17 protein-coding genes and 1 riboswitch are annotated in these 16,889 nt (G+C 64.1%); of the genes, 6 read left to right on the top strand and 11 right to left on the bottom strand.

Annotation, left to right across the window (positions count from 1 at the left end; all coding sequences use genetic code 11):
* Nucleotides 1-125 precede the first annotated feature (125 nt).
* From QCE79_RS26740 to QCE79_RS26730, 3 genes are read left to right on the top strand one after another with little or no spacing between them, the layout of a single operon-like run.
* Entirely contained in the window at nucleotides 126-1,532 is a 1,407-nt protein-coding gene (locus QCE79_RS26740) for a cytochrome ubiquinol oxidase subunit I (RefSeq protein WP_309848999.1), read from the top strand.
* 4 nt (nucleotides 1,533-1,536) lie between these two features.
* Nucleotides 1,537-2,538, top strand: a complete 1,002-nt coding sequence (gene cydB, locus QCE79_RS26735) for a cytochrome d ubiquinol oxidase subunit II (protein WP_250510106.1) — start codon at nucleotides 1,537-1,539, stop codon at nucleotides 2,536-2,538.
* Nucleotides 2,516-2,677 carry a hypothetical protein gene (locus QCE79_RS26730; RefSeq protein WP_250467195.1) on the top strand — a complete coding sequence of 54 codons (162 nt, stop codon included), beginning with the start codon at nucleotides 2,516-2,518 and terminating at the stop codon, nucleotides 2,675-2,677. The genes cydB and QCE79_RS26730 overlap by 23 nt, the downstream gene beginning before the upstream one ends.
* Nucleotides 2,678-2,735: 58 nt before the next feature.
* Here QCE79_RS26730 and QCE79_RS26725 read toward each other — a convergent pair whose 3' ends face one another.
* Complete coding sequence (locus QCE79_RS26725) at nucleotides 2,736-3,791, bottom strand: permease (RefSeq protein WP_244829520.1); 1,056 nt, start codon at nucleotides 3,789-3,791, stop codon at nucleotides 2,736-2,738.
* Between the two features lie 27 nt (nucleotides 3,792-3,818).
* Nucleotides 3,819-4,886, bottom strand: a complete 1,068-nt coding sequence (mnmH, locus tag QCE79_RS26720) for a tRNA 2-selenouridine(34) synthase MnmH (RefSeq protein ID WP_250493472.1) — start codon at nucleotides 4,884-4,886, stop codon at nucleotides 3,819-3,821.
* Nucleotides 4,887-5,066: 180 nt separating this feature from the next.
* Here mnmH and QCE79_RS26715 point away from each other — a divergent pair, with 180 nt between their 5' ends.
* Nucleotides 5,067-6,455: an ethanolamine ammonia-lyase subunit EutB gene (locus QCE79_RS26715; RefSeq protein WP_309848994.1), complete on the top strand. Its 1,389-nt coding sequence runs from the start codon at nucleotides 5,067-5,069 to the stop codon at nucleotides 6,453-6,455.
* Nucleotides 6,455-7,414 carry an ethanolamine ammonia-lyase subunit EutC gene (eutC, locus tag QCE79_RS26710; RefSeq protein ID WP_309848991.1) on the top strand — a complete coding sequence of 320 codons (960 nt, stop codon included), beginning with the start codon at nucleotides 6,455-6,457 and terminating at the stop codon, nucleotides 7,412-7,414. Before QCE79_RS26715 ends, eutC begins: the two co-directional genes overlap by 1 nt.
* 181 nt (nucleotides 7,415-7,595) lie before the next feature.
* On the opposite strand, the gene QCE79_RS26705 is transcribed toward eutC, so the two are convergent.
* From QCE79_RS26705 to QCE79_RS26695, 3 genes are all read right to left on the bottom strand, one after another.
* A complete protein-coding gene (locus QCE79_RS26705) occupies nucleotides 7,596-9,461 on the bottom strand; it encodes a sigma-54-dependent Fis family transcriptional regulator (protein WP_309848988.1) in 1,866 nt (621 codons plus the stop codon).
* Nucleotides 9,462-9,584: 123 nt separating this feature from the next.
* Nucleotides 9,585-9,758: a DUF1328 domain-containing protein gene (locus QCE79_RS26700; protein WP_087628737.1), complete on the bottom strand. Its 174-nt coding sequence runs from the start codon at nucleotides 9,756-9,758 to the stop codon at nucleotides 9,585-9,587.
* Nucleotides 9,759-9,891: 133 nt separating this feature from the next.
* The gene (locus tag QCE79_RS26695; protein WP_309850607.1) at nucleotides 9,892-11,025 is read right to left on the bottom strand and encodes an OpgC domain-containing protein; all 1,134 of its coding nucleotides are present in this window, start codon (nucleotides 11,023-11,025) and stop codon (nucleotides 9,892-9,894) included.
* 309 nt (nucleotides 11,026-11,334) lie between these two features.
* On the opposite strand from QCE79_RS26695, the gene QCE79_RS26690 reads away from it, so the two are divergent.
* Nucleotides 11,335-12,084 (top strand): TerC family protein, encoded by a 750-nt coding sequence (locus tag QCE79_RS26690; RefSeq protein WP_244829510.1) that lies wholly within the window; start codon nucleotides 11,335-11,337, stop codon nucleotides 12,082-12,084.
* A 19-nt stretch (nucleotides 12,085-12,103) separates the two neighbouring features.
* Here the strand turns inward: QCE79_RS26690 and QCE79_RS26685 are convergent, their stop codons facing one another.
* From QCE79_RS26685 to cbiE, 6 genes are all read right to left on the bottom strand, one after another.
* On the bottom strand, nucleotides 12,104-12,331 hold the full coding sequence (locus tag QCE79_RS26685; RefSeq protein ID WP_244829508.1) for a hypothetical protein: 228 nt from the start codon (nucleotides 12,329-12,331) through the stop codon (nucleotides 12,104-12,106).
* Between the two features lie 91 nt (nucleotides 12,332-12,422).
* Entirely contained in the window at nucleotides 12,423-12,821 is a 399-nt protein-coding gene (locus QCE79_RS26680) for a DUF4186 domain-containing protein (protein WP_309848985.1), read from the bottom strand.
* Between the two features lie 6 nt (nucleotides 12,822-12,827).
* Complete coding sequence (cobM, locus tag QCE79_RS26675; RefSeq protein WP_250467207.1) at nucleotides 12,828-13,553, bottom strand: precorrin-4 C(11)-methyltransferase; 726 nt, start codon at nucleotides 13,551-13,553, stop codon at nucleotides 12,828-12,830.
* Nucleotides 13,550-14,281 (bottom strand): cobalt-precorrin-6A reductase, encoded by a 732-nt coding sequence (locus QCE79_RS26670; protein WP_309848981.1) that lies wholly within the window; start codon nucleotides 14,279-14,281, stop codon nucleotides 13,550-13,552. The genes cobM and QCE79_RS26670 overlap by 4 nt, the downstream gene beginning before the upstream one ends.
* A complete protein-coding gene (locus QCE79_RS26665; protein ID WP_309850604.1) occupies nucleotides 14,278-15,366 on the bottom strand; it encodes a cobalt-precorrin-5B (C(1))-methyltransferase in 1,089 nt (362 codons plus the stop codon). The genes QCE79_RS26670 and QCE79_RS26665 overlap by 4 nt, the downstream gene beginning before the upstream one ends.
* Before the next feature lie 24 nt (nucleotides 15,367-15,390).
* Nucleotides 15,391-16,593 (bottom strand): precorrin-6y C5,15-methyltransferase (decarboxylating) subunit CbiE, encoded by a 1,203-nt coding sequence (gene cbiE / locus QCE79_RS26660; RefSeq protein WP_309848979.1) that lies wholly within the window; start codon nucleotides 16,591-16,593, stop codon nucleotides 15,391-15,393.
* Between the two features lie 80 nt (nucleotides 16,594-16,673).
* Nucleotides 16,674-16,874, top strand: a riboswitch (cobalamin riboswitch).
* Nucleotides 16,875-16,889: the final 15 nt, after the last annotated feature.

Here is a 16,889-nt window from a genome sequence, read left to right as displayed (position 1 = left end):
TCCTGACGCAGCGCAACAGATACGCTTAAATGGCGCTACAGTCCGCTCCAGCATTACCGACGTTTCAACCCGCGCATGCCGCACGTTGCAATCCGGCACGCGTGAATTTCAAAGCAAAAGTCATCATGCATGCGACTCCCGAAGCAATCGACCTGGCGCGTATCCAGTTCGCGTTCACTGTCTCGTTTCATATCATCTTTCCCGCACTTTCCATCGGACTTGCAAGCTTCATCGCCGTGCTAGAAGGCGCGTGGCTCAAGACCGGCAAACCCGTCTACAAGGAACTGTGCCTTTTCTGGTCGAAGGTATTTGCCGTCGCGTTCGGCATGGGCGTGGTGTCGGGCGTCGTGATGGCTTACGAATTCGGCACCAACTGGGGTGGCTTTTCGAGCTTCGCCGGTCCGATCACGGGTCCCTTGCTCACCTACGAGGTGATGACCGCGTTCTTCCTCGAAGCTGGCTTCCTCGGCATCATGCTGTTCGGCTGGAACAAGGTCGGCCCGAAAGCGCACTTCGGCGCCACCTTGATGGTGGCCATCGGCACGCTCATCTCGACTTTCTGGATTCTTGCGTCCAATAGCTGGATGCAGACCCCGCAAGGTTTTCGCATCGAAGGCGATCACGTTGTGCCGGTGGACTGGTTCGCGATCATCTTCAACCCGTCGTTTCCGTACCGGCTCGCGCATATGGCGATTGCGGCGTTCATCGTCGCGGCGCTGGTCGTGGCCGCGACGGGCGCGTGGCATCTGCTGAAGGGCCGACGCGATCCGGCCATCAGGAAGACTTTTTCGATGGCGCTCTGGCTGCTGCTGGTCCTGACGCCGATCCAGGCTTTCGTCGGCGACGCGCACGGTCTCAACACGCGCAAGTATCAGCCGGCGAAGATCGCGGCTATCGAAGGTATCTGGGAAACGGAGAAAGGCGGCACCGCGCTCAATCTCTTCGGCATTCCGGACATGGAAGCGGAAACGACGAAGTACGCCGTGCAGCTTCCGCATCTCGGCAGCGTGATCCTCACGCATAGCTGGGACGGCGAGATTCGCGGCCTCAAGACGTTCCCGAAAGACGAGCGGCCGAATTCGACCATCGTGTTCTGGAGTTTTCGCGTGATGGCGGGACTCGGCGTCTTGATGATCCTCATGTCCATCGCCGGTTGGCTGCTGCATCGCAAGCGCAAATTATTCGATGCGCGCTGGTTCCATCGCTTCGTGCTGATCATGGGTCCGAGCGGTTTCATCACCTTGCTCGCGGGCTGGGTCACGACCGAAGCGGGCCGTCAACCGTGGGTGGTCTACGGCGTGATGCGCACGGCCGACGCCGTCTCGCCCGTCACCGCGCAGCAGGTCGGCGTTTCGCTGCTCGCGTTCGTGATCGTCTACACGATCGTCTTCGGCACCGGCATCTACTACTTGCTGAAGTTGTTGCGTCATGGGCCGGCGTTGCCGGGCGCGCCGTCTCATACGCCCGATTCGTCCGATGGCACCGCGCGCCGTCCGATGAGTCTTCCGCATCAGTCCATCGAAGGAGCTTGAACATATGGACCTCACTGTCGCATGGGCCGCGATCATCGCACTAGGCCTCTTCCTCTACGTCGTGCTCGATGGCTTCGATCTGGGCATCGGCATCCTGTTTCCCTTCTTTCCCGACCGGCACGACCGCGACGTGATGATGAACACCGTCGCGCCCGTGTGGGACGGCAACGAAACGTGGCTCGTGCTGGGCGGCGCGGGCCTCTTTGCCGCGTTCCCGATGGTCTATTCGACCGTGCTTTCCGCGCTCTATCTGCCGCTCGTGCTGATGCTCGTGTGCCTGATCTTTCGCGGCGTGTCGTTCGAGATTCGCGCCAAGGCGTCGCGCACGAAGTCCATGTGGGATCTTGCGTTCATCGGCGGATCGGCGGGCGCGACGTTCTTTCAAGGCGTGGCGCTCGGCGCGTTTCTCGATGGCATCCCCGTCGCCGATGGCCGCTTCGCCGGCGACGCCTTCGGCTGGTTCACGCCGTTTTCGCTGTTCACGGGCGGCGCGCTCGTCGTGACTTACGCCCTGCTCGGCGCATGCTGGCTGATCGCGAAGACCGAAGGCGATTTGCAGCGACGGCTGTATCGCGTCGTATGGCCGTTGACGCTGCTGCAGCTTGCAACGATTGTCGTGGTGAGCGTGTGGACGCCGCTGCAGGACGCGGGCATTGCATCGCGCTGGTTCGACTCGCCGTGGTTTTATCGGATGCTGCCGGTGCCGGCGCTAGTCGTGGCCTGTGCTTGGGCGATGCATCGCTCGATCCGTTCGCGGCACGAAACGCGGCCGTTCGCGGTGGCGCTCGGCTTCATGTTGCTGGGTTACGCGGGATTGGTTGCGAGCATTTCGCCTCAGGAGATTTTTCCGGGCGTGTCGCTTTGGGATGCCGCTTCGCCGCGTTCTTCGCAGCTCTTCACGATTGTCGGCGCGGCGATTATTTTGCCGGTGATCCTGGGTTACACCATGCTGAGTTATTGGGTATTCAGAGGAAAGGTGCGTCATGGCGAACATCACTATCACTGAACGCGGCGGCTCTATTGCGATGATGCGCGCGAAGAAGGTCTTCTGGTTCGTCGCGCTTTGGGTGACAGGTGTGGGCGGCGCGATGCTGCTGGCTTTGCCGTTCAAGTTGTTGATCAAGGCGGGAGCGGCTTTGCATTGATGCCGGTGGGCAAGGCGCTCACGACGGCGATCGTCGTTGAGCACCCGAGCCCGTCTGCTTAAAACCACCAGGCCGCCACCGCCCCACTCACTACCCCGAACACGACCACCGCCGCCGTGACGAACGCGAGCACCTTCGGCGGAAACGAGCGCGCGAGCATGGCGAGCGAGGGCACGCTGACGGGCGGCAAGGTCATCAGCAACGCGCCTGCGGGGCCGGCAGCCATGCCGAGCGAAAGCATCGCCTGAATGATCGGCACTTCGCCCGCCGTCGGAATGACGAACAACGTGCCCGCAATCGCGAATGCGACGATCCACAGCATGCTGTCGTCGATATTCGGTCCGATATGCGGAAACAGCCACGCGCGCGCCGCGCCCAGCAACAACACCAGCACGATGTACTCCGGCACGAGCCGCAACGTCATGCGCCCGAGGATGCGCAACCAGCGCGAAAACGCCGTGCCCGGCTCATCTTCCTTGACGAGGTTTGCAAGCGCCTCGCGCGATTGCGCCGCCTGCGCGGGCGTCACCATGCGATTGACCGCGTAACCCAACCCGAACACCATCAGCACACCGAGCACGAGGCGCAGCCCGGTCCACTGCCAGCCGAGCACGAAGCCCATGAACACCAGCGCCGCCGGATTGAGCACCGTGTTGCCGAGCCAGAACGCGACCGCCGCGCCCGGCGCCGCTTCCCGCGCACGCAAGCCCGCCACGACCGGCGCCGCGCAGCACGTGCACATCATGCCGGGCAAGGACATCAAGCCGCCATTCAACACGCTGCCGAAGTTTCGTTCGCCGAGCGCACGCGCGACCCAGCGCGGCGGAATCAACGCCTGCACCGCCGAACCGAGCAACAGGCCGAGCACCATCGCCTGCCAGATGGCCTTGCCGTAAGCCATGGCATAGTCGAGCGCCGCTTGCCACGACGGTGCCGGCGCACTCGCGGACGCGCCCATCAAAATGGACTTGCCGATGGAATGCTGACTCGCCGCCACGAACGCGCGGTTGTAGTATGGAAACCATTTGACATAGAAGAGACCGACGACCGCGATCAGCAGAAAAACGATCCAGCCGGGCGCGATGCGAGGGGGTCGGGGCGCGTGAGTATTCATGTTTGACTCGAATGATGAAGATTAATCTCAGTTCGCCGCGGGCGATGTCTGCGCCAATTGCGCGAGAAGCGCCTCGGCCTGCGCGACGCTGTCGGCATCGTTGGGCCGGAAGGTCATGTGGGACGCCTTTGCCAGATGCGTATAAAGCGCGCGGCTGCTGCGGCCATACGCGGGATCGTAATGACGGTCGATGAGTTCCGCGAAAAGCTCGGCGCGCGCGTTTTCATCGATCAGCCGATGCCAGCGCTCCACGCGCTCGCGGCTATGCAGCCCGATGAGTCGCGCCAGCTGCGACTTGAAGAACGCGGGATTGTCGAAAAGATGCGCGTAGTCCTGCAACAGAAACGCGATGCGATCTTCGCGGCGCGCCTCCACTTCCACGCACGCCGCGCCATGCAGACCGTCTAGCAATGCATCCGGCACCGAAAGCGCGCCGATGCGCCGCCCTTCCGCTTCGATATACACGGGTTTGGCCGCATCGAAACCACGCAACGCACTCACGAGCGCCGACTCGAACGCCTTCTGCGAAGGCTGCGTCTGTCCCGGCAACGCGCCGAGCAACGAACCGCGATGTGCCGCGAGCCCTTCCAGATCCAGCGTTTGCGCGCCGGCCTGATCGAGCGCGTGCAACAGACGCGTCTTGCCGCTGCCGGTGTGGCCCGTCAGCGCGACGTAACGAAAACGGCACGGCAGCGTGACGAGGGAATCGAGCACTTCGCGCCGATAAGTCTTGTAGCCGCCTTCCAGTTGACGCGCCTGCCAGCCGATCATGTTGAACCAGGTCGTCATCGAGCCGGAGCGCTTGCCGCCGCGCCAGCAATAAATGAGCGGGCGCCAGTTGCGCGGCCGGTCGGAAAAGAGCGTATCCAGATGTCGCGCGATATTGCGCGCGACCATGGCGGCGCCGACGCGCGTGGCTTCGAAAGGCGAAACCTGCTTGTACATGGTCCCGACGATCACGCGCTCCTCGTTCGTCAGCACCGGCGCGTTGAGGGCGCCGGGGATGTGATCGTCGGCGTATTCGAGCGGCGTGCGGACATCGACGATTTCGTCGAAAGCGCCGATACGGTCGAGATTCACGAGGAGATTTTTCACGGGCGATGACGCTGCACGGGCGCAACGCAAGAGGCGGGACAAGCGCGAAATTATCGCACGGGCGCGGATTTCGGCGCGGCGGGTTTTTTTGACGAGACGCGGGCGCTGCGCGAAGCGGTTAAAGTGAGTGGCGGCACGTACGGAAGACGTGGCGGCTTTCCCTTGAACGAAGGAGACGCGATGACATATCAGGAGACGATCGGCGCCCGGCGCTACCGTTTCGACGATCTGAAAACGCTGCTCGCGCGCGCGAGTCCGCGTCGTTCGGGCGACGAACTCGCGGGCCTCGCGGCGGCGACGGAAGAAGAGCGCATCGCCGCAAAACTCGCGCTTGCACAGGTGCCGCTGCGCGCGTTTCTCGACGAACCGCTCATTCCCTACGAGCACGATGAAGTCACGCGCCTGATCGTCAATACCCATGACGCGCATGCCTTCGCGCCCATCGCGCATCTCACCGTCGGCGAGTTCCGCGAATGGCTGCTCGCCGACACCACGGACACCGCCGCGCTCGAAGGCGTCACCGCGGGCCTCACGCCGGAAATGGTCGCAGCCGTTTCCAAGCTCATGCGCAATCAGGATCTGATCCTCGCCGCGCGCAAGCGTCCGGTGATCACGCGGTTTCGCACGACCATCGGCTTGCCGGGGCATCTTTCGGTGCGGCTGCAGCCGAACCATCCGACCGACGATCCGAAAGGCATTGCCGCGTCCATGCTCGACGGCCTTTTCTACGGCTGCGGCGACGCGGTGATCGGCATCAATCCGGCGTCGGATTCGCCTGCCGCCATCACGGCGCTGCTCACGATGATGGACGATTTCCGCCAGCGCTACGACGTGCCGATGCAATCGTGCGTGCTGACTCACGTCACCAACACGCTCGCGGCAATCGAGCAAGGCGCGCCCGTGGATCTCGTGTTCCAGTCGGTCGCGGGCACCGAGCGCGCCAACGCGAGTTTCGGTGTATCGCTCAAGCTGTTGGAGGAAGCGCACGATGCCGCGCTGTCGCTCGGTCGCGGTACGGTCGGCGACAACGTGATGTACTTCGAGACGGGCCAGGGCAGCGCGTTGTCGGCCAATGCGCATCATGGCGTCGATCAGCAGACCTGCGAGGCGCGCGCCTATGCGGTCGCGCGCCGTTTCAAGCCGCTTCTGACGAACACGGTGGTCGGTTTCATCGGTCCGGAATATTTATACGATGGCCGGCAGATCATCCGCGCCGGCCTCGAAGATCACTTTTGCGGGAAGCTGCTCGGCGTGCCGATGGGTTGCGACATCTGCTACACGAACCACGCCGAAGCCGATCAGGACGACATGGACACGCTTCTGACTCTGCTGGGCGTGGCCAACGTGAATTTCATCATGGGCGTGCCGGGCGCGGACGATGTCATGCTGAACTATCAGAGCACGTCGTTCCATGACGCGCTTTATATTCGCCGCGTGCTGAACCTGAAGCGCGCGCCGGAATTCGAAGCGTGGCTGCAGAAAATGCGCGTGACGGATGGACGTGGCGGCTTGCTGTCGGCATCCGGCAGCGCGCAGGGACAGCCGTTGCTCGACTGGATCGATGCGTGATGGATGAGATCGATAAGCGGAGCGTGGATGCATCGGCGCGCGAGGACCGCGTCGATGAGCGCGCGGACGCGTCGGTGCAAAGACGCGACATGGCGGGCTTGCACACTGGCGCGCCGAAGCACGAGGGCGACAGCGTTCGCGCGAGTGCATCTGCCAGTGGTTCGAGCTCCACCAACGGCATCGAAACCAATCCCTGGGATGCGCTCAAGCGCTTCACCAACGCGCGCATTGCTCTGGGACGCACCGGCGACAGTTTGCCAACCGCGCCGCTGCTCGCCTTTGGCCTGGCGCATGCGCAGGCGCGCGACGCCGTGCATCAGCCGCTCGATACCGCCGCGCTCGCCGCGGAACTCCATGCAGCCGGCTTCGACACGCTCGAAGCGGCGAGCGCCGCGCCGGATCGCGATCATTATTTGCGGCGTCCCGACCTGGGCCGCGCACTCGACGATGCCAGCCGCGCCCGCCTTGCCGAACATGCCGCACGAACAGAAGCGGCGCCCGATATTGTTTTCGTCGCCGCCGATGGCCTCTCGGCTTTCGCCGCGCAGCGACACGCCGCCGCGTTTCTCGCCCGCATGCGTCCGAAGCTCGATGGCTGGAAAGTCGCGCCGGTCGTCATCGCGACACAGGCGCGTGTCGCGCTCGGCGACCCGATCGGCGAGTTGCTGGGAGCGCGCATCGTCGTGGTAATGATTGGCGAGCGGCCGGGCCTCAGTTCGCCCGACAGCCTCGGGCTCTACGTGACTTTTGCGCCGAGGCCAGGCCGTCACGACGCCGAGCGCAACTGCATCTCGAACGTGCGGCCCGAGGGATTGAACTACGATGCGGCCGCGTTCAAGCTGCACTGGCTGCTGAACGAAGCGCGCCGCCTGAAGCTGACCGGCGTGGGCCTCAAGGATCATAGCGGCGCGCTGCCGTCTGCCGCGGGCGATGCAAGTTCGCTGGATAATCACGCGTAACGGCACGATCGCCACCGTCGTTTCGCGCGCACTTGCATTGCCTCGCGAGCGTTCGCAATTCGCGTGGCGGCGCGATGACCGTTCCGCTTATCGCACAGTACATGCGCACCGCGGCGACTCTGCAAATGGGCCGAGTCAGCGGCAGGCACTCTTCACCATGTCGTATCAGTGAAAAGAAGCGCTATCGCCGCAACTTCCGATAAACCGTCGTCCGCGACACACCCAGCGCCCGCGCCGTCGCCGACACATTGCCGCCATGCGACTCCAGCGCCGCCGCAACCACGCTTGCGGCGATATCCGCGAGCCGCGCATCGCCAGCGGGAGCAGCGCTCGGTTCGTCGCGAACGGGAGCCTCGAAATCATCGATGAAATCGCGCGGTAAATGCGTCACGCCAATGCGCGTTTCGTCATCATCGAGCATCGCCGATGCCGTGCGCAGCACGTTGCTCAACTGCCGGAAATTACCTGGCCAGCGATGCCGCGCAAACAGCGCCAGCACGTCTTCGTCGACGCTCAACACGCGATCCGCAAGACACTCGTGGCGCAAGATGCGCTCGACGGCCGCTCGCAAATCGGTGCGCTCGCGCAGCGGCGGCAAGGTCACAGCCAGGCCGTTCACGCGATAAAACAGGTCCTCGCGAAACTCGCCCTTCGCAACCTGCTCGCGCAACTTGCGGTTGCTCGCGCAGACCAGCGTGAAGTCGACCGGCACGGCGCGCGCCGCGCCGAGCGGCTCGACCACGCGCTCTTGCAGCACGCGCAAGAGCCGGCTTTGAAGCGCGAGCGGCATGTCGCCGATTTCATCGAGAAAGAGCGTGCCGCCGTTCGCCTGCACGATCTTGCCCGACGCACCGCGCTTGGCCGCGCCGGTGAACGCGCCCTGCGCATAGCCGAATAGCTCGGATTCGATCAGCGTCTCCGGCAACGACGCACAGTTCACCGCGACGAACGGTCCATCGCGCCGTGGCGAATCGCGATGAATGGCGCGCGCCAGCATCTCCTTGCCCGCGCCGGTTTCGCCGCCGATCAGGATAGGAATCTCCTTGCCGACCACTTTCCTGACTTGCTGGATGAGTTCGTACACGCGCGCATCGCCCGTACAGAGATCGGCGAGACGCGACGGCGTCTTGCTTTCAACGGGCGCATTCGTTCTGACTGGCACCGCGACCGGCGCGACCGTGCGCTCGCGATATTCGACGCCCGCGAACACGCCGACGCCGCTATGCAGCTGAAGGCGGCGCGGCGGCTTGCCGGCCCGCTCGATCAGTTCGTCGGGAGTCGCACCGAATAGCGATGCCAGCGTCTGCACGCGCAGATGCCCAAGCTCCATTCCGAGTTGAAACTGCGCGCTGCGATTGGCGCTTAGAAGCCGGCCATCGAGATCGAATACGGCGATGCCTTCCATCAACGTGCCGATGAATTCCGGGCGGCTATGGAAATGAATTCGCAGACCGTCGCCGAACGCGCTTGCGATCAGGCGGTTCTCGATCATCTGGCCGGACATTTTGACGAGCGCCATCGTGTGCTGGTGATAGCCGCGGCGGTCGCCGGTGACATCGAGTACGCCGCTCAGGCCGCCGCGCGGATCGAGAATCGGCACCGACGAACACGTCAGAAAATGGTTGGCGCGCAGATAGTGCTGATCGCCGTGGACGGTGACGGCCTGCCGTTCGGCGATGGTCGTGCCGATGGCATTCGTGCCCTGATGCGCCTCGCTCCACACCGCGCCCGCCTGCAGCGCGACCTTTTGCGCGCGGGCGAGGAAGTCGTCGTCGCCTAGGGAATGCAGAATCAGCCCGCTCGAATCCGTGAGTGCGATCATGCTGTGCGTGTTGGCGATCTGCGCGTAGAGCGTTTCCATCACCGGCAACGCGTGAGCGAAGAGCGCGCGGCTCTCGTCGCGCTTCAAGGCGAGTTGCGCGCCGGACAAGACTTCGTATTCGGGACGCATGGTCGCGGAGAGACCAAAAGTGGCCGAGCGCTCATGCGATTGATGAATTACGTCGTGATGCGCGGGCCGAAGCGCCGCGCCGATGGCATGCTGCATCGCCTCCTCCTTTCGAATTCAGCGCGGCGGGGTCGTCGGGCGCCCGTGCCGTCGCGTGAATGTCTCTTGACGCAGAGTAACACCGACCCGGCGACCGGGTCGATGCGAGGAAGCGCGCAGTCGTTACAAGACGAGCGAGCCCGCCGAAATGGCGACGATCAGGAAGATGACGAACAGAATCAGGAAGATGAAGAAGCAAATCTTCGCGATGCCGGCCGCACCGGACGACACGCGTCCGAAACCGAAGAAGCCGGCGATGACCGAGATGACCGCGAAAAGAATGGCAAGTTTTAACATGACGTCGATGGTTTATCGTTAAGGTTTCGCCTTGTCTGCAAGGGTTGTGCCCAATCTCTTTCAAGCTGCCGCTGAATTCGACCGTTAGTTGCTCGTACGCGCGTTAAAAAGGCGGCCTATTAGCCGCCCTTTCTTACTGCGCCCCGCCCTTCTCGGCCGCAGGAACCACGGCCGGAATCGTCCTTGGCCGCCCGCCCAGCCATCGCAAGACCGCTTGATGCACTTGAGGCACGGCAAGCAGCGTGGTTACGGCAATCGCATCCGCGGCCAGACCGGCGGGCACGTTGATGAGGCCATCGGTCAACGTGAAGAGAATGGAATCGACGACGAGCGATATCACGGTGCCGACGACAAAGCACACCATGCCGTCGCGCCCCACTGCCCCGACCCACGGCAGGCGCGATGCGATTTCCTTGATCAGACCGTAGCGCGCAAAATTGGTGGCGATCCACGCAATGGCGAGAAAGTTGACGACGCGCGCGCCGGCGAGGTCACGCTTGAACGCGCTATCCAAGACCGGCGGCAGTACGAGCAGCTTGTAATACGCCATGCCGATGATCAGCGCGAGCGCCCCCAGACTGACGACCCATCCCATGCGATGCGAAGTCACGCGCTGATAAACCGGCGTGCAGCGCGCCAGCACGCCGAGCACGAACATCAGTTGCCAGGCGGCGGGATTGAAGTCCCAAAGCGTATCGTTGGCGGATGGCAAGTATTCACCGAGTTGCGGCGCAAACGCCCACAGGCCGAGGCTCAGACCGAGCAGCAACCACGGCTTGCTGCGCGCGAGCGGCAGCGTAAGCGGCACGGACAGCGCGAAGAGCGCGTACATCGGCAGGACGGCGGCAAGATACGGCTGGCGCTCGAAGGTGAGAATCTGCGTCAGTGACGACACCGGCGCGGCTGTGAGACTGTCGAGGTCATGCAGCGCCAGATTCGGCGCGCTGCCGAAAAACGGCCGCAGCAGGAAGGTCGCGACGAGCATCAGCGCGGCAGTGACGAGAAACGCGCGGTAGATTTCGACCGAGCGCTTGAGAAAACGCACGCAGGCGGCGCTTTCCGAGCGCCGGCTGGCCATCGCGGTATAGGCCGTCGCCGTGGCGAAGCCGCCGAGGAACACGAAGACTTCGGCGGCGTCGTTGAGCGCAAAGGCGTGCAGCGTGAAGCGCGACAACATGCTGCCGCCGATGTGATCGACGACGATGACGAGCAGCACGAGTCCGCGAAAGAAGTCCAGCTCGACGAGGCGTTGAGATTTTCCTGACATGCTGCTCAAGGAGTTTTCCTGCGGCGCGCAGGAGGTTGGCAGGCGCCGCAAACGGCGGCAAACGAGACCGAGAGTTTACCCTTAATCGTCTGCGGTGAGCATCTTCGCATAAGGAAAAAACCGTTTCAAATCCGGCGCTTGTTGTGTTTTGAGCGCAAACGCTGACACTTCGCAACGCATCTCTGTGTCTCCTCCGCTTGGTGTCTCGAAAAGTTTTCAAGTTCCTTTCATTAATCCAAGTCTGCGTTAATATCACGCGCCCAATCCACTCGATGCGGCTTTCGCACAGCTCAAAGGCTTCCGACGCGCATGGACTACCTCGCCACACTGCTGACCGATCCCGCCGCCTGGGCCGCTCTCGCGACGCTCGTCGTCATGGAAGTGGTGCTTGGCATCGACAACCTGATCTTCATCTCGATCCTGACCAACAAGCTGCCCGAGGCGCATCGGGAGCGCACGCAACGCATCGGCATCGGGCTCGCGCTCGTGATGCGGCTCGGTTTGCTCGGCACGGTCGCACTGATCGTGCGCCTTACCGCGCCGATCTTCGAGGCGTTCGGGCACGGCTTCTCGTGGCGCGACCTGATCCTGATCGCGGGCGGCGTTTTTCTCGTGTGGAAGGCGACCACGGAAATCCGCCATCACGTCACGCACGACGCCGACGATCACGCTGGCGCGAATGCGGGCGCGCGCCTCACACCGTTGTCGGCGATCGGCCAGATTCTGCTGCTTGATCTGGTGTTTTCCATCGACAGTATCGTGACGGCGGTCGGCATGACGGAACACATTCCGATCATGTTCGTTGCCGTGATCGCGGCGGTCGCGGTCATGCTGTTCGCGGCGGGGCCGCTGTCGCGGTTCATCGAACGCAATCCGACTATCGTGATGCTGGCGCTCGGCTTCTTGCTCGTGATCGGGATGACGCTGATCGCGGAAGGATTCGGCTCGCACGTGCCGAAAGGCTATATCTATGCGGCGATGGCGTTCTCCGCGCTCGTCGAAGCGCTCAACATGCTGGCGCGGCGGGCGAAGCGGAAGTCCGATCCAGCTCGGAATTGACGCGTCGAGAACTGATGCATCAGCTCGTGTAGCCGTCGCGGATCAGGCGGCATAGAACCGGCGCCATCGCGGGCTCCTCGGGTTCGCCTCGGTCGACCCATGCGGCGAATGCCTTCACGTCGTCGGTGAATGGCGGTTCGCCGCGCGCCTTGCGGATGACGTTGTGCGCGCTCAGCAAAGCTTTCGCGGGCGCCACGATCGATGCGATGAGCGGCCCCTTCGCCGGGCCGAAGTCGAAATTGTCCATGCCGTGCTTATCGGCATTGGCGATGAAGACTTGAGGCTCAGCAGGTCCGGTGGCGTCGCGCTTGCACGGCGGGGGTGTTATAAGCCGCACCTCAAAACGGCAACTCGCCCTGCCGCTTTTCAACAACCGCGATCTCCGGCAACGGCTGCGCGCGCAGCCAGCGATCGATCGCGTCGACGACATGCCGACGTTCGGTTTCATCGAGTACCTTGCCCGCCGCGATGTCGTGCCATTTCGCCAGACAACCGCGGCAGCACGTCGCCGTCGCGTGCTGCGCGATGAACACCGGATGCCCGCGAAACGGCGTCTGCTTGCCATCGTTGAGCGGCGCTTGCGGCGCAAGGCGCTTCGCGATCAGCTCGTGCGCCTGCGCGACGACCGCTTCCACCCCGCGTTCGCGCAGATAGCGCCCTTCCCGCACACCCAACGCAAAACGCCTGCGAAACGCGGATTTCGCGAGCGAGGCGAAGACGGCGTCGAGATCGCGCATCGACCTTCATTCCTTGCCGTAGAGCGTGGAATCGGCGAAACCCTGGGCGTCGAGCACACGGCCCACGAGAATCAGCGCCGTGCGTTGCAAACGCACTGCCCGCACCTTCACCGCGATATCCGCAAGCGTGCCTTCCACGCGCGTTTCATCCGGCCAACTCGCGCGAAACACCACGGCGACAGGACAATCCGCGCCGTAATGCGGCAGCAGATCGTCGACGATACGCTCGATATGCCGCACGCCAAGATGAATGGCGAGCGTCGCACGATGACGCGCCAGATCCGCGAGCGATTCGCCTTCGGGCATCGACGTTTTCGCGGCATAGCGCGTGAGAATCACGGTCTGCGAGATGCCCGGCAAGGTGAGTTCGCGTTTGAGCGCCGCCGCCGATGCCGCCGTCGCCGTCACGCCCGGCACGATCTCATAAGGAATCGCGAGCGTATCGAGACGGCGCATCTGCTCGCCTGTTGCGCCGTAGAGCGAAGGGTCGCCGGAATGCACGCGCGCCACGTCTTCTCCCCGCGCGTGCGCGTTTTCGAGCAACGCGACGATCGCATCGAGATCGAGTTCCGCCGTGTTCACGACACGCGTCGCCCGATGCCCGCTCAACACTTCGTCGGGCACGAGCGAGCCCGCATAAAGAATCACCGGACACGAGCGGATGAGCCGCTGGCCCTTCACGGTGATGAGTTCCGGGTCGCCCGGTCCGGCGCCGATGAAATAGACGGTCATGGAAGAGGAAGTTCGGTTGTGAGTGCATCGAGCGCGCTTGCCGGATCGTCGAACGCGCGATCGGCTTCGGGAAGCGCGGGCCGCGCAAGCATCACGACGGGCAAGCCGCGTTCGCGCGCCACCGCGAGCTTCGCTTCGGTCGCGCGGCCGCCGCTGTTTTTGCTGACGACGACATCGATACGCGCCGCATCGAACAACGCGCGCTCGCCTTCGATACTGAACGGCCCGCGCGCATCGACGATCCGCGCACGCGCGTTGCCTTCGTGCGGGTCGAGACAACGGACAGTCCAGAATTGCGACGCGGGTATCTCGTCAAGATGCGCAAGCGGCTCGCGTCCGAGCGTGAATAACGGCTTTTCATAGGCCGCGATTGCATCGACGACGCCTGGCCAATCGCGCGCCTCGCGCCAGATGTCGCCTGCTCGCGGCTGCCATGCCGGACGACGCACGGCCCACAAGGGCACGCCAACGAGCGTACATGCTTCGCGTGCATGACGGCTCATCTGCGCGGCGTAGGGATGCGTGGCATCGAGCACGAGCGCGATGCCTTCTTCACGCAGATACGTTGCCAGACCCGCCACGCCGCCAAAACCGCCGACGCGAACCTCAAATGCGAGATCCGTCGGCACACGCCCAAGCCCCGCGAGACTGTAGACATGCGACGTGCCGAGCCTGCGCGCAATGACGAGCGCGTCGCCGGTGCCGCCGAGCAATAGCACGCGCTTCATTGCGCGCTCCCGACGATTTGCCCTTGCCTGTCGATGGCGAAAGTCTCCACGACGATGCCTTGCGGCACGACGTCGAGCGCCACTTCGCGGGCCCGCGCGCAGACGATATCGCCGAGCGCGATGCCTTCGCCGCGCGCCAGCTTAAGCGCCTCCTGACTCGTGTTGGCCGCGCGAATCGCGTGCTGCAACGCGATGCTCGCGCCAGCATCGGCGGCCCAGGTGGCGAGAAGCGGCAAGTCGATACTCGACGTGCGGCTGTGCAGATCCATATGTCCCGCCGCGAGCTTGCTGAGTTTGCCGAAGCCGCCGCAAACACTGAGTCTTTCGACCGGCGCGCGGCGCAAGTGCTTCAAAACCGCACCCGCGAAATCGCCCATTTCGATGAGCGCCATATCCGGCAAGCCGTAACGCGCGCGCATGGCGTCCTCGCTCTGATTGCCGGTGCACGCCGCGATATGTTGCACGCCATTGGCGCGCGCGACATCGATCCCCTGATGGATCGACGCGATATAAGCCGCACACGAAAACGGCCGGACGATGCCGGTGGTCCCGAGTATCGACAGTCCGCCGATAATGCCGAGCCGCGGATTCATCGTCTTGAGCGCAAGCGCCTCGCCATTCTCCACGCCGATGCTCACGTCGAAACCGCCCGCATAACCCGCTCGCGTGGCGAGTGCTTCGAGATGCTCGCTCATCATTTTGCGAGGAACGGGGTTGATGGCCGGCTCGCCGATCGGCAACGCAAGGCCCGCGCGCGTCACGGTGCCAACGCCCGGCCCCGCATGAAAGCGTACGCCATGCCGCGCCGCAAGCCGCACGCGAGCTATGACGAGCGCGCCATGCGTGACATCGGGATCGTCGCCGGCATCCTTGATGACGCCCGCTTCCGCTGCATCGCCGGCAAGACGGCAGAACGCGAGCGGCATGGTCACGGACTGGCCCTTCGGCAGCACGATCTCCGCGCGCTCGCTCGGCTCGCCGAGCAACAAAAGGCGCGCGGCCGCGAGACTCGTCACGGTCGCGCAGCTTCCCGTCGTGTAGCCGCTTCTGAGCGGCGCGGACTGTTCGGGCGTTTCGTCACGCATCGGGATGGTCATCCGCCGGCGAGCTCATGGCTTCTTCGCGTGCAGAAGCGTGATCGGCAGCGCTTGCCGCCACGTATCGAAACTGCCGAGCGGCTCGGCCTGTGCGATGCCGATCCGCGTCAGCTCGCCGCCATGCTCCGCGCGCCATGCAACGAGCGCCGCTTCGCTCTGCAAGGTCACGGCGTTGACGATCAGCCGACCGCCCTGCCGCACGCGCGCCCAGCACGCATCGAGGAGACCCGGCACGGTCACGCCGCCGCCGATGAACACGGCATCCGGCGCGCTCAAACCGTCGAGCGCGCCGGGCGCCTCGCCCTTGACGAGTTGCAGCGCAGGCACGCCGAGCGCATCGCGGTTATGTTCGATGAGACGCTGCCGCCCCTCGTTCGCTTCGATTGCAATCGCGCGGCAAGCGGGATGCGCGCGCATCCACTCGATACCGATGGACCCGCAACCCGCGCCGACATCCCACAGCAATTCGCCCGGTTGCGGCGCGAGACGTGCGAGCGTCACGGCGCGTACATCGCGCTTGGTGAGTTGGCCGTCGTGCCGATACGCGTCGTCGGCAAGACCCGGCGTGAGCGATGGCCCCGCGTGGCCCGCATGCGTGCGGCATTCGATCGCCATGAGATTGAGCGCCGCCACGCGCGGCTCGCGCCAGTCGTCCGCACGTTCGTCGAACCGGCGTTCGTTCGTGCCGCCCAGATGCTCGAACACCGTCACGCGGCTCGCGCCGAAACCATGCAGCGTGAGAAGCTGCGTGACGGCGGCGGGCGTCGCGCCATCGGCGCTCAGGACGAGCAGACGTCCGCCGCGAAACACATGCGCAAGCAGGGACGCCACCGGCCGCCCGACGAGCGACACGCATTGCGCGTCCTGCAACGGCCAGCCCAAGCGCGCCGCCGCCAGCGACAGCGACGAAGGCGCGGGCATGACGCGCATTTCTTCCGTGGATAATTCGCGCGCAAGCGTGGCGCCGACGCCGAAGAACATGGGGTCGCCGCTCGCAAGCACGCATGTTTGGACGCCGCGCTCGGCGAGCACGGCATCGACGGAAAACGGGCTTGGCCATGGCACGCGGCGCGCCGCGATACGCGCCGGCAGAAACGCGAGGTGACGTTCGCCGCCGTGGATCGACCGTGCTTCGAAGAGCGCGCGCCGCGCCTCGCGGCCAAGCCCATGCCAGCCGTCCTCGCCGATACCCACGACGGTCAGCCAGTTCGACATGTGCGGCCTCCTACGGGCGAATCCCGCGTTTGAAGCACCCGCGCAAGGCGGGAAGCGGTCTGATGGTCGATAAAAGCGGGCATAATAGCGCGTTCGTCGGTGCCTGAAGGGTTCGATCGGTATCGAGCCTCATGGCCTAACAGGGAACACAGCAAAACTGTGGCTGCCCCCGCAATTGTACGCAGCGAGTCCGCGCTCCACTGCCACTGGTTTTTACCGGGAAGGCTAGCGCGAATGTCGACCTGCCAGCCAAGAGACCTGCCGACGTAAGCATTCACTGCTATTCAACGCTATTC

The sequence above is a fragment of the Caballeronia sp. LZ003 genome (assembly GCF_031451465.1).
GTDB lineage: Bacteria > Pseudomonadota > Gammaproteobacteria > Burkholderiales > Burkholderiaceae > Caballeronia.
Note: the sequence above shows the minus strand (reverse complement) of the source record. Positions and strands in the feature narration are given on the sequence as shown.

Excerpts from the sequence above, each read along its gene's own strand:
- QCE79_RS26740 (WP_309848999.1), top strand. The coding sequence starts at position 126 with ATGCATGCGACTCCCGAAGCAATCGACCTGGCGCGTATCCAGTTCGCG.
- cydB (WP_250510106.1), top strand. The coding sequence starts at position 1,537 with ATGGACCTCACTGTCGCATGGGCCGCGATCATCGCACTAGGCCTCTTC.
- QCE79_RS26730 (WP_250467195.1), top strand. The coding sequence starts at position 2,516 with ATGGCGAACATCACTATCACTGAACGCGGCGGCTCTATTGCGATGATG.
- QCE79_RS26725 (WP_244829520.1), bottom strand. The coding sequence starts at position 3,791 with ATGAATACTCACGCGCCCCGACCCCCTCGCATCGCGCCCGGCTGGATC.
- QCE79_RS26715 (WP_309848994.1), top strand. The coding sequence starts at position 5,067 with ATGACATATCAGGAGACGATCGGCGCCCGGCGCTACCGTTTCGACGAT.
- eutC (WP_309848991.1), top strand. The coding sequence starts at position 6,455 with ATGGATGAGATCGATAAGCGGAGCGTGGATGCATCGGCGCGCGAGGAC.
- QCE79_RS26705 (WP_309848988.1), bottom strand. The coding sequence starts at position 9,461 with ATGCAGCATGCCATCGGCGCGGCGCTTCGGCCCGCGCATCACGACGTA.
- QCE79_RS26700 (WP_087628737.1), bottom strand. The coding sequence starts at position 9,758 with ATGTTAAAACTTGCCATTCTTTTCGCGGTCATCTCGGTCATCGCCGGC.
- QCE79_RS26695 (WP_309850607.1), bottom strand. The coding sequence starts at position 11,025 with ATGTCAGGAAAATCTCAACGCCTCGTCGAGCTGGACTTCTTTCGCGGA.
- QCE79_RS26690 (WP_244829510.1), top strand. The coding sequence starts at position 11,335 with ATGGACTACCTCGCCACACTGCTGACCGATCCCGCCGCCTGGGCCGCT.
- QCE79_RS26685 (WP_244829508.1), bottom strand. The coding sequence starts at position 12,331 with ATGGACAATTTCGACTTCGGCCCGGCGAAGGGGCCGCTCATCGCATCG.
- QCE79_RS26680 (WP_309848985.1), bottom strand. The coding sequence starts at position 12,821 with ATGCGCGATCTCGACGCCGTCTTCGCCTCGCTCGCGAAATCCGCGTTT.
- cobM (WP_250467207.1), bottom strand. The coding sequence starts at position 13,553 with ATGACCGTCTATTTCATCGGCGCCGGACCGGGCGACCCGGAACTCATC.
- QCE79_RS26670 (WP_309848981.1), bottom strand. The coding sequence starts at position 14,281 with ATGAAGCGCGTGCTATTGCTCGGCGGCACCGGCGACGCGCTCGTCATT.
- QCE79_RS26665 (WP_309850604.1), bottom strand. The coding sequence starts at position 15,366 with ATGCGTGACGAAACGCCCGAACAGTCCGCGCCGCTCAGAAGCGGCTAC.
- cbiE (WP_309848979.1), bottom strand. The coding sequence starts at position 16,593 with ATGTCGAACTGGCTGACCGTCGTGGGTATCGGCGAGGACGGCTGGCAT.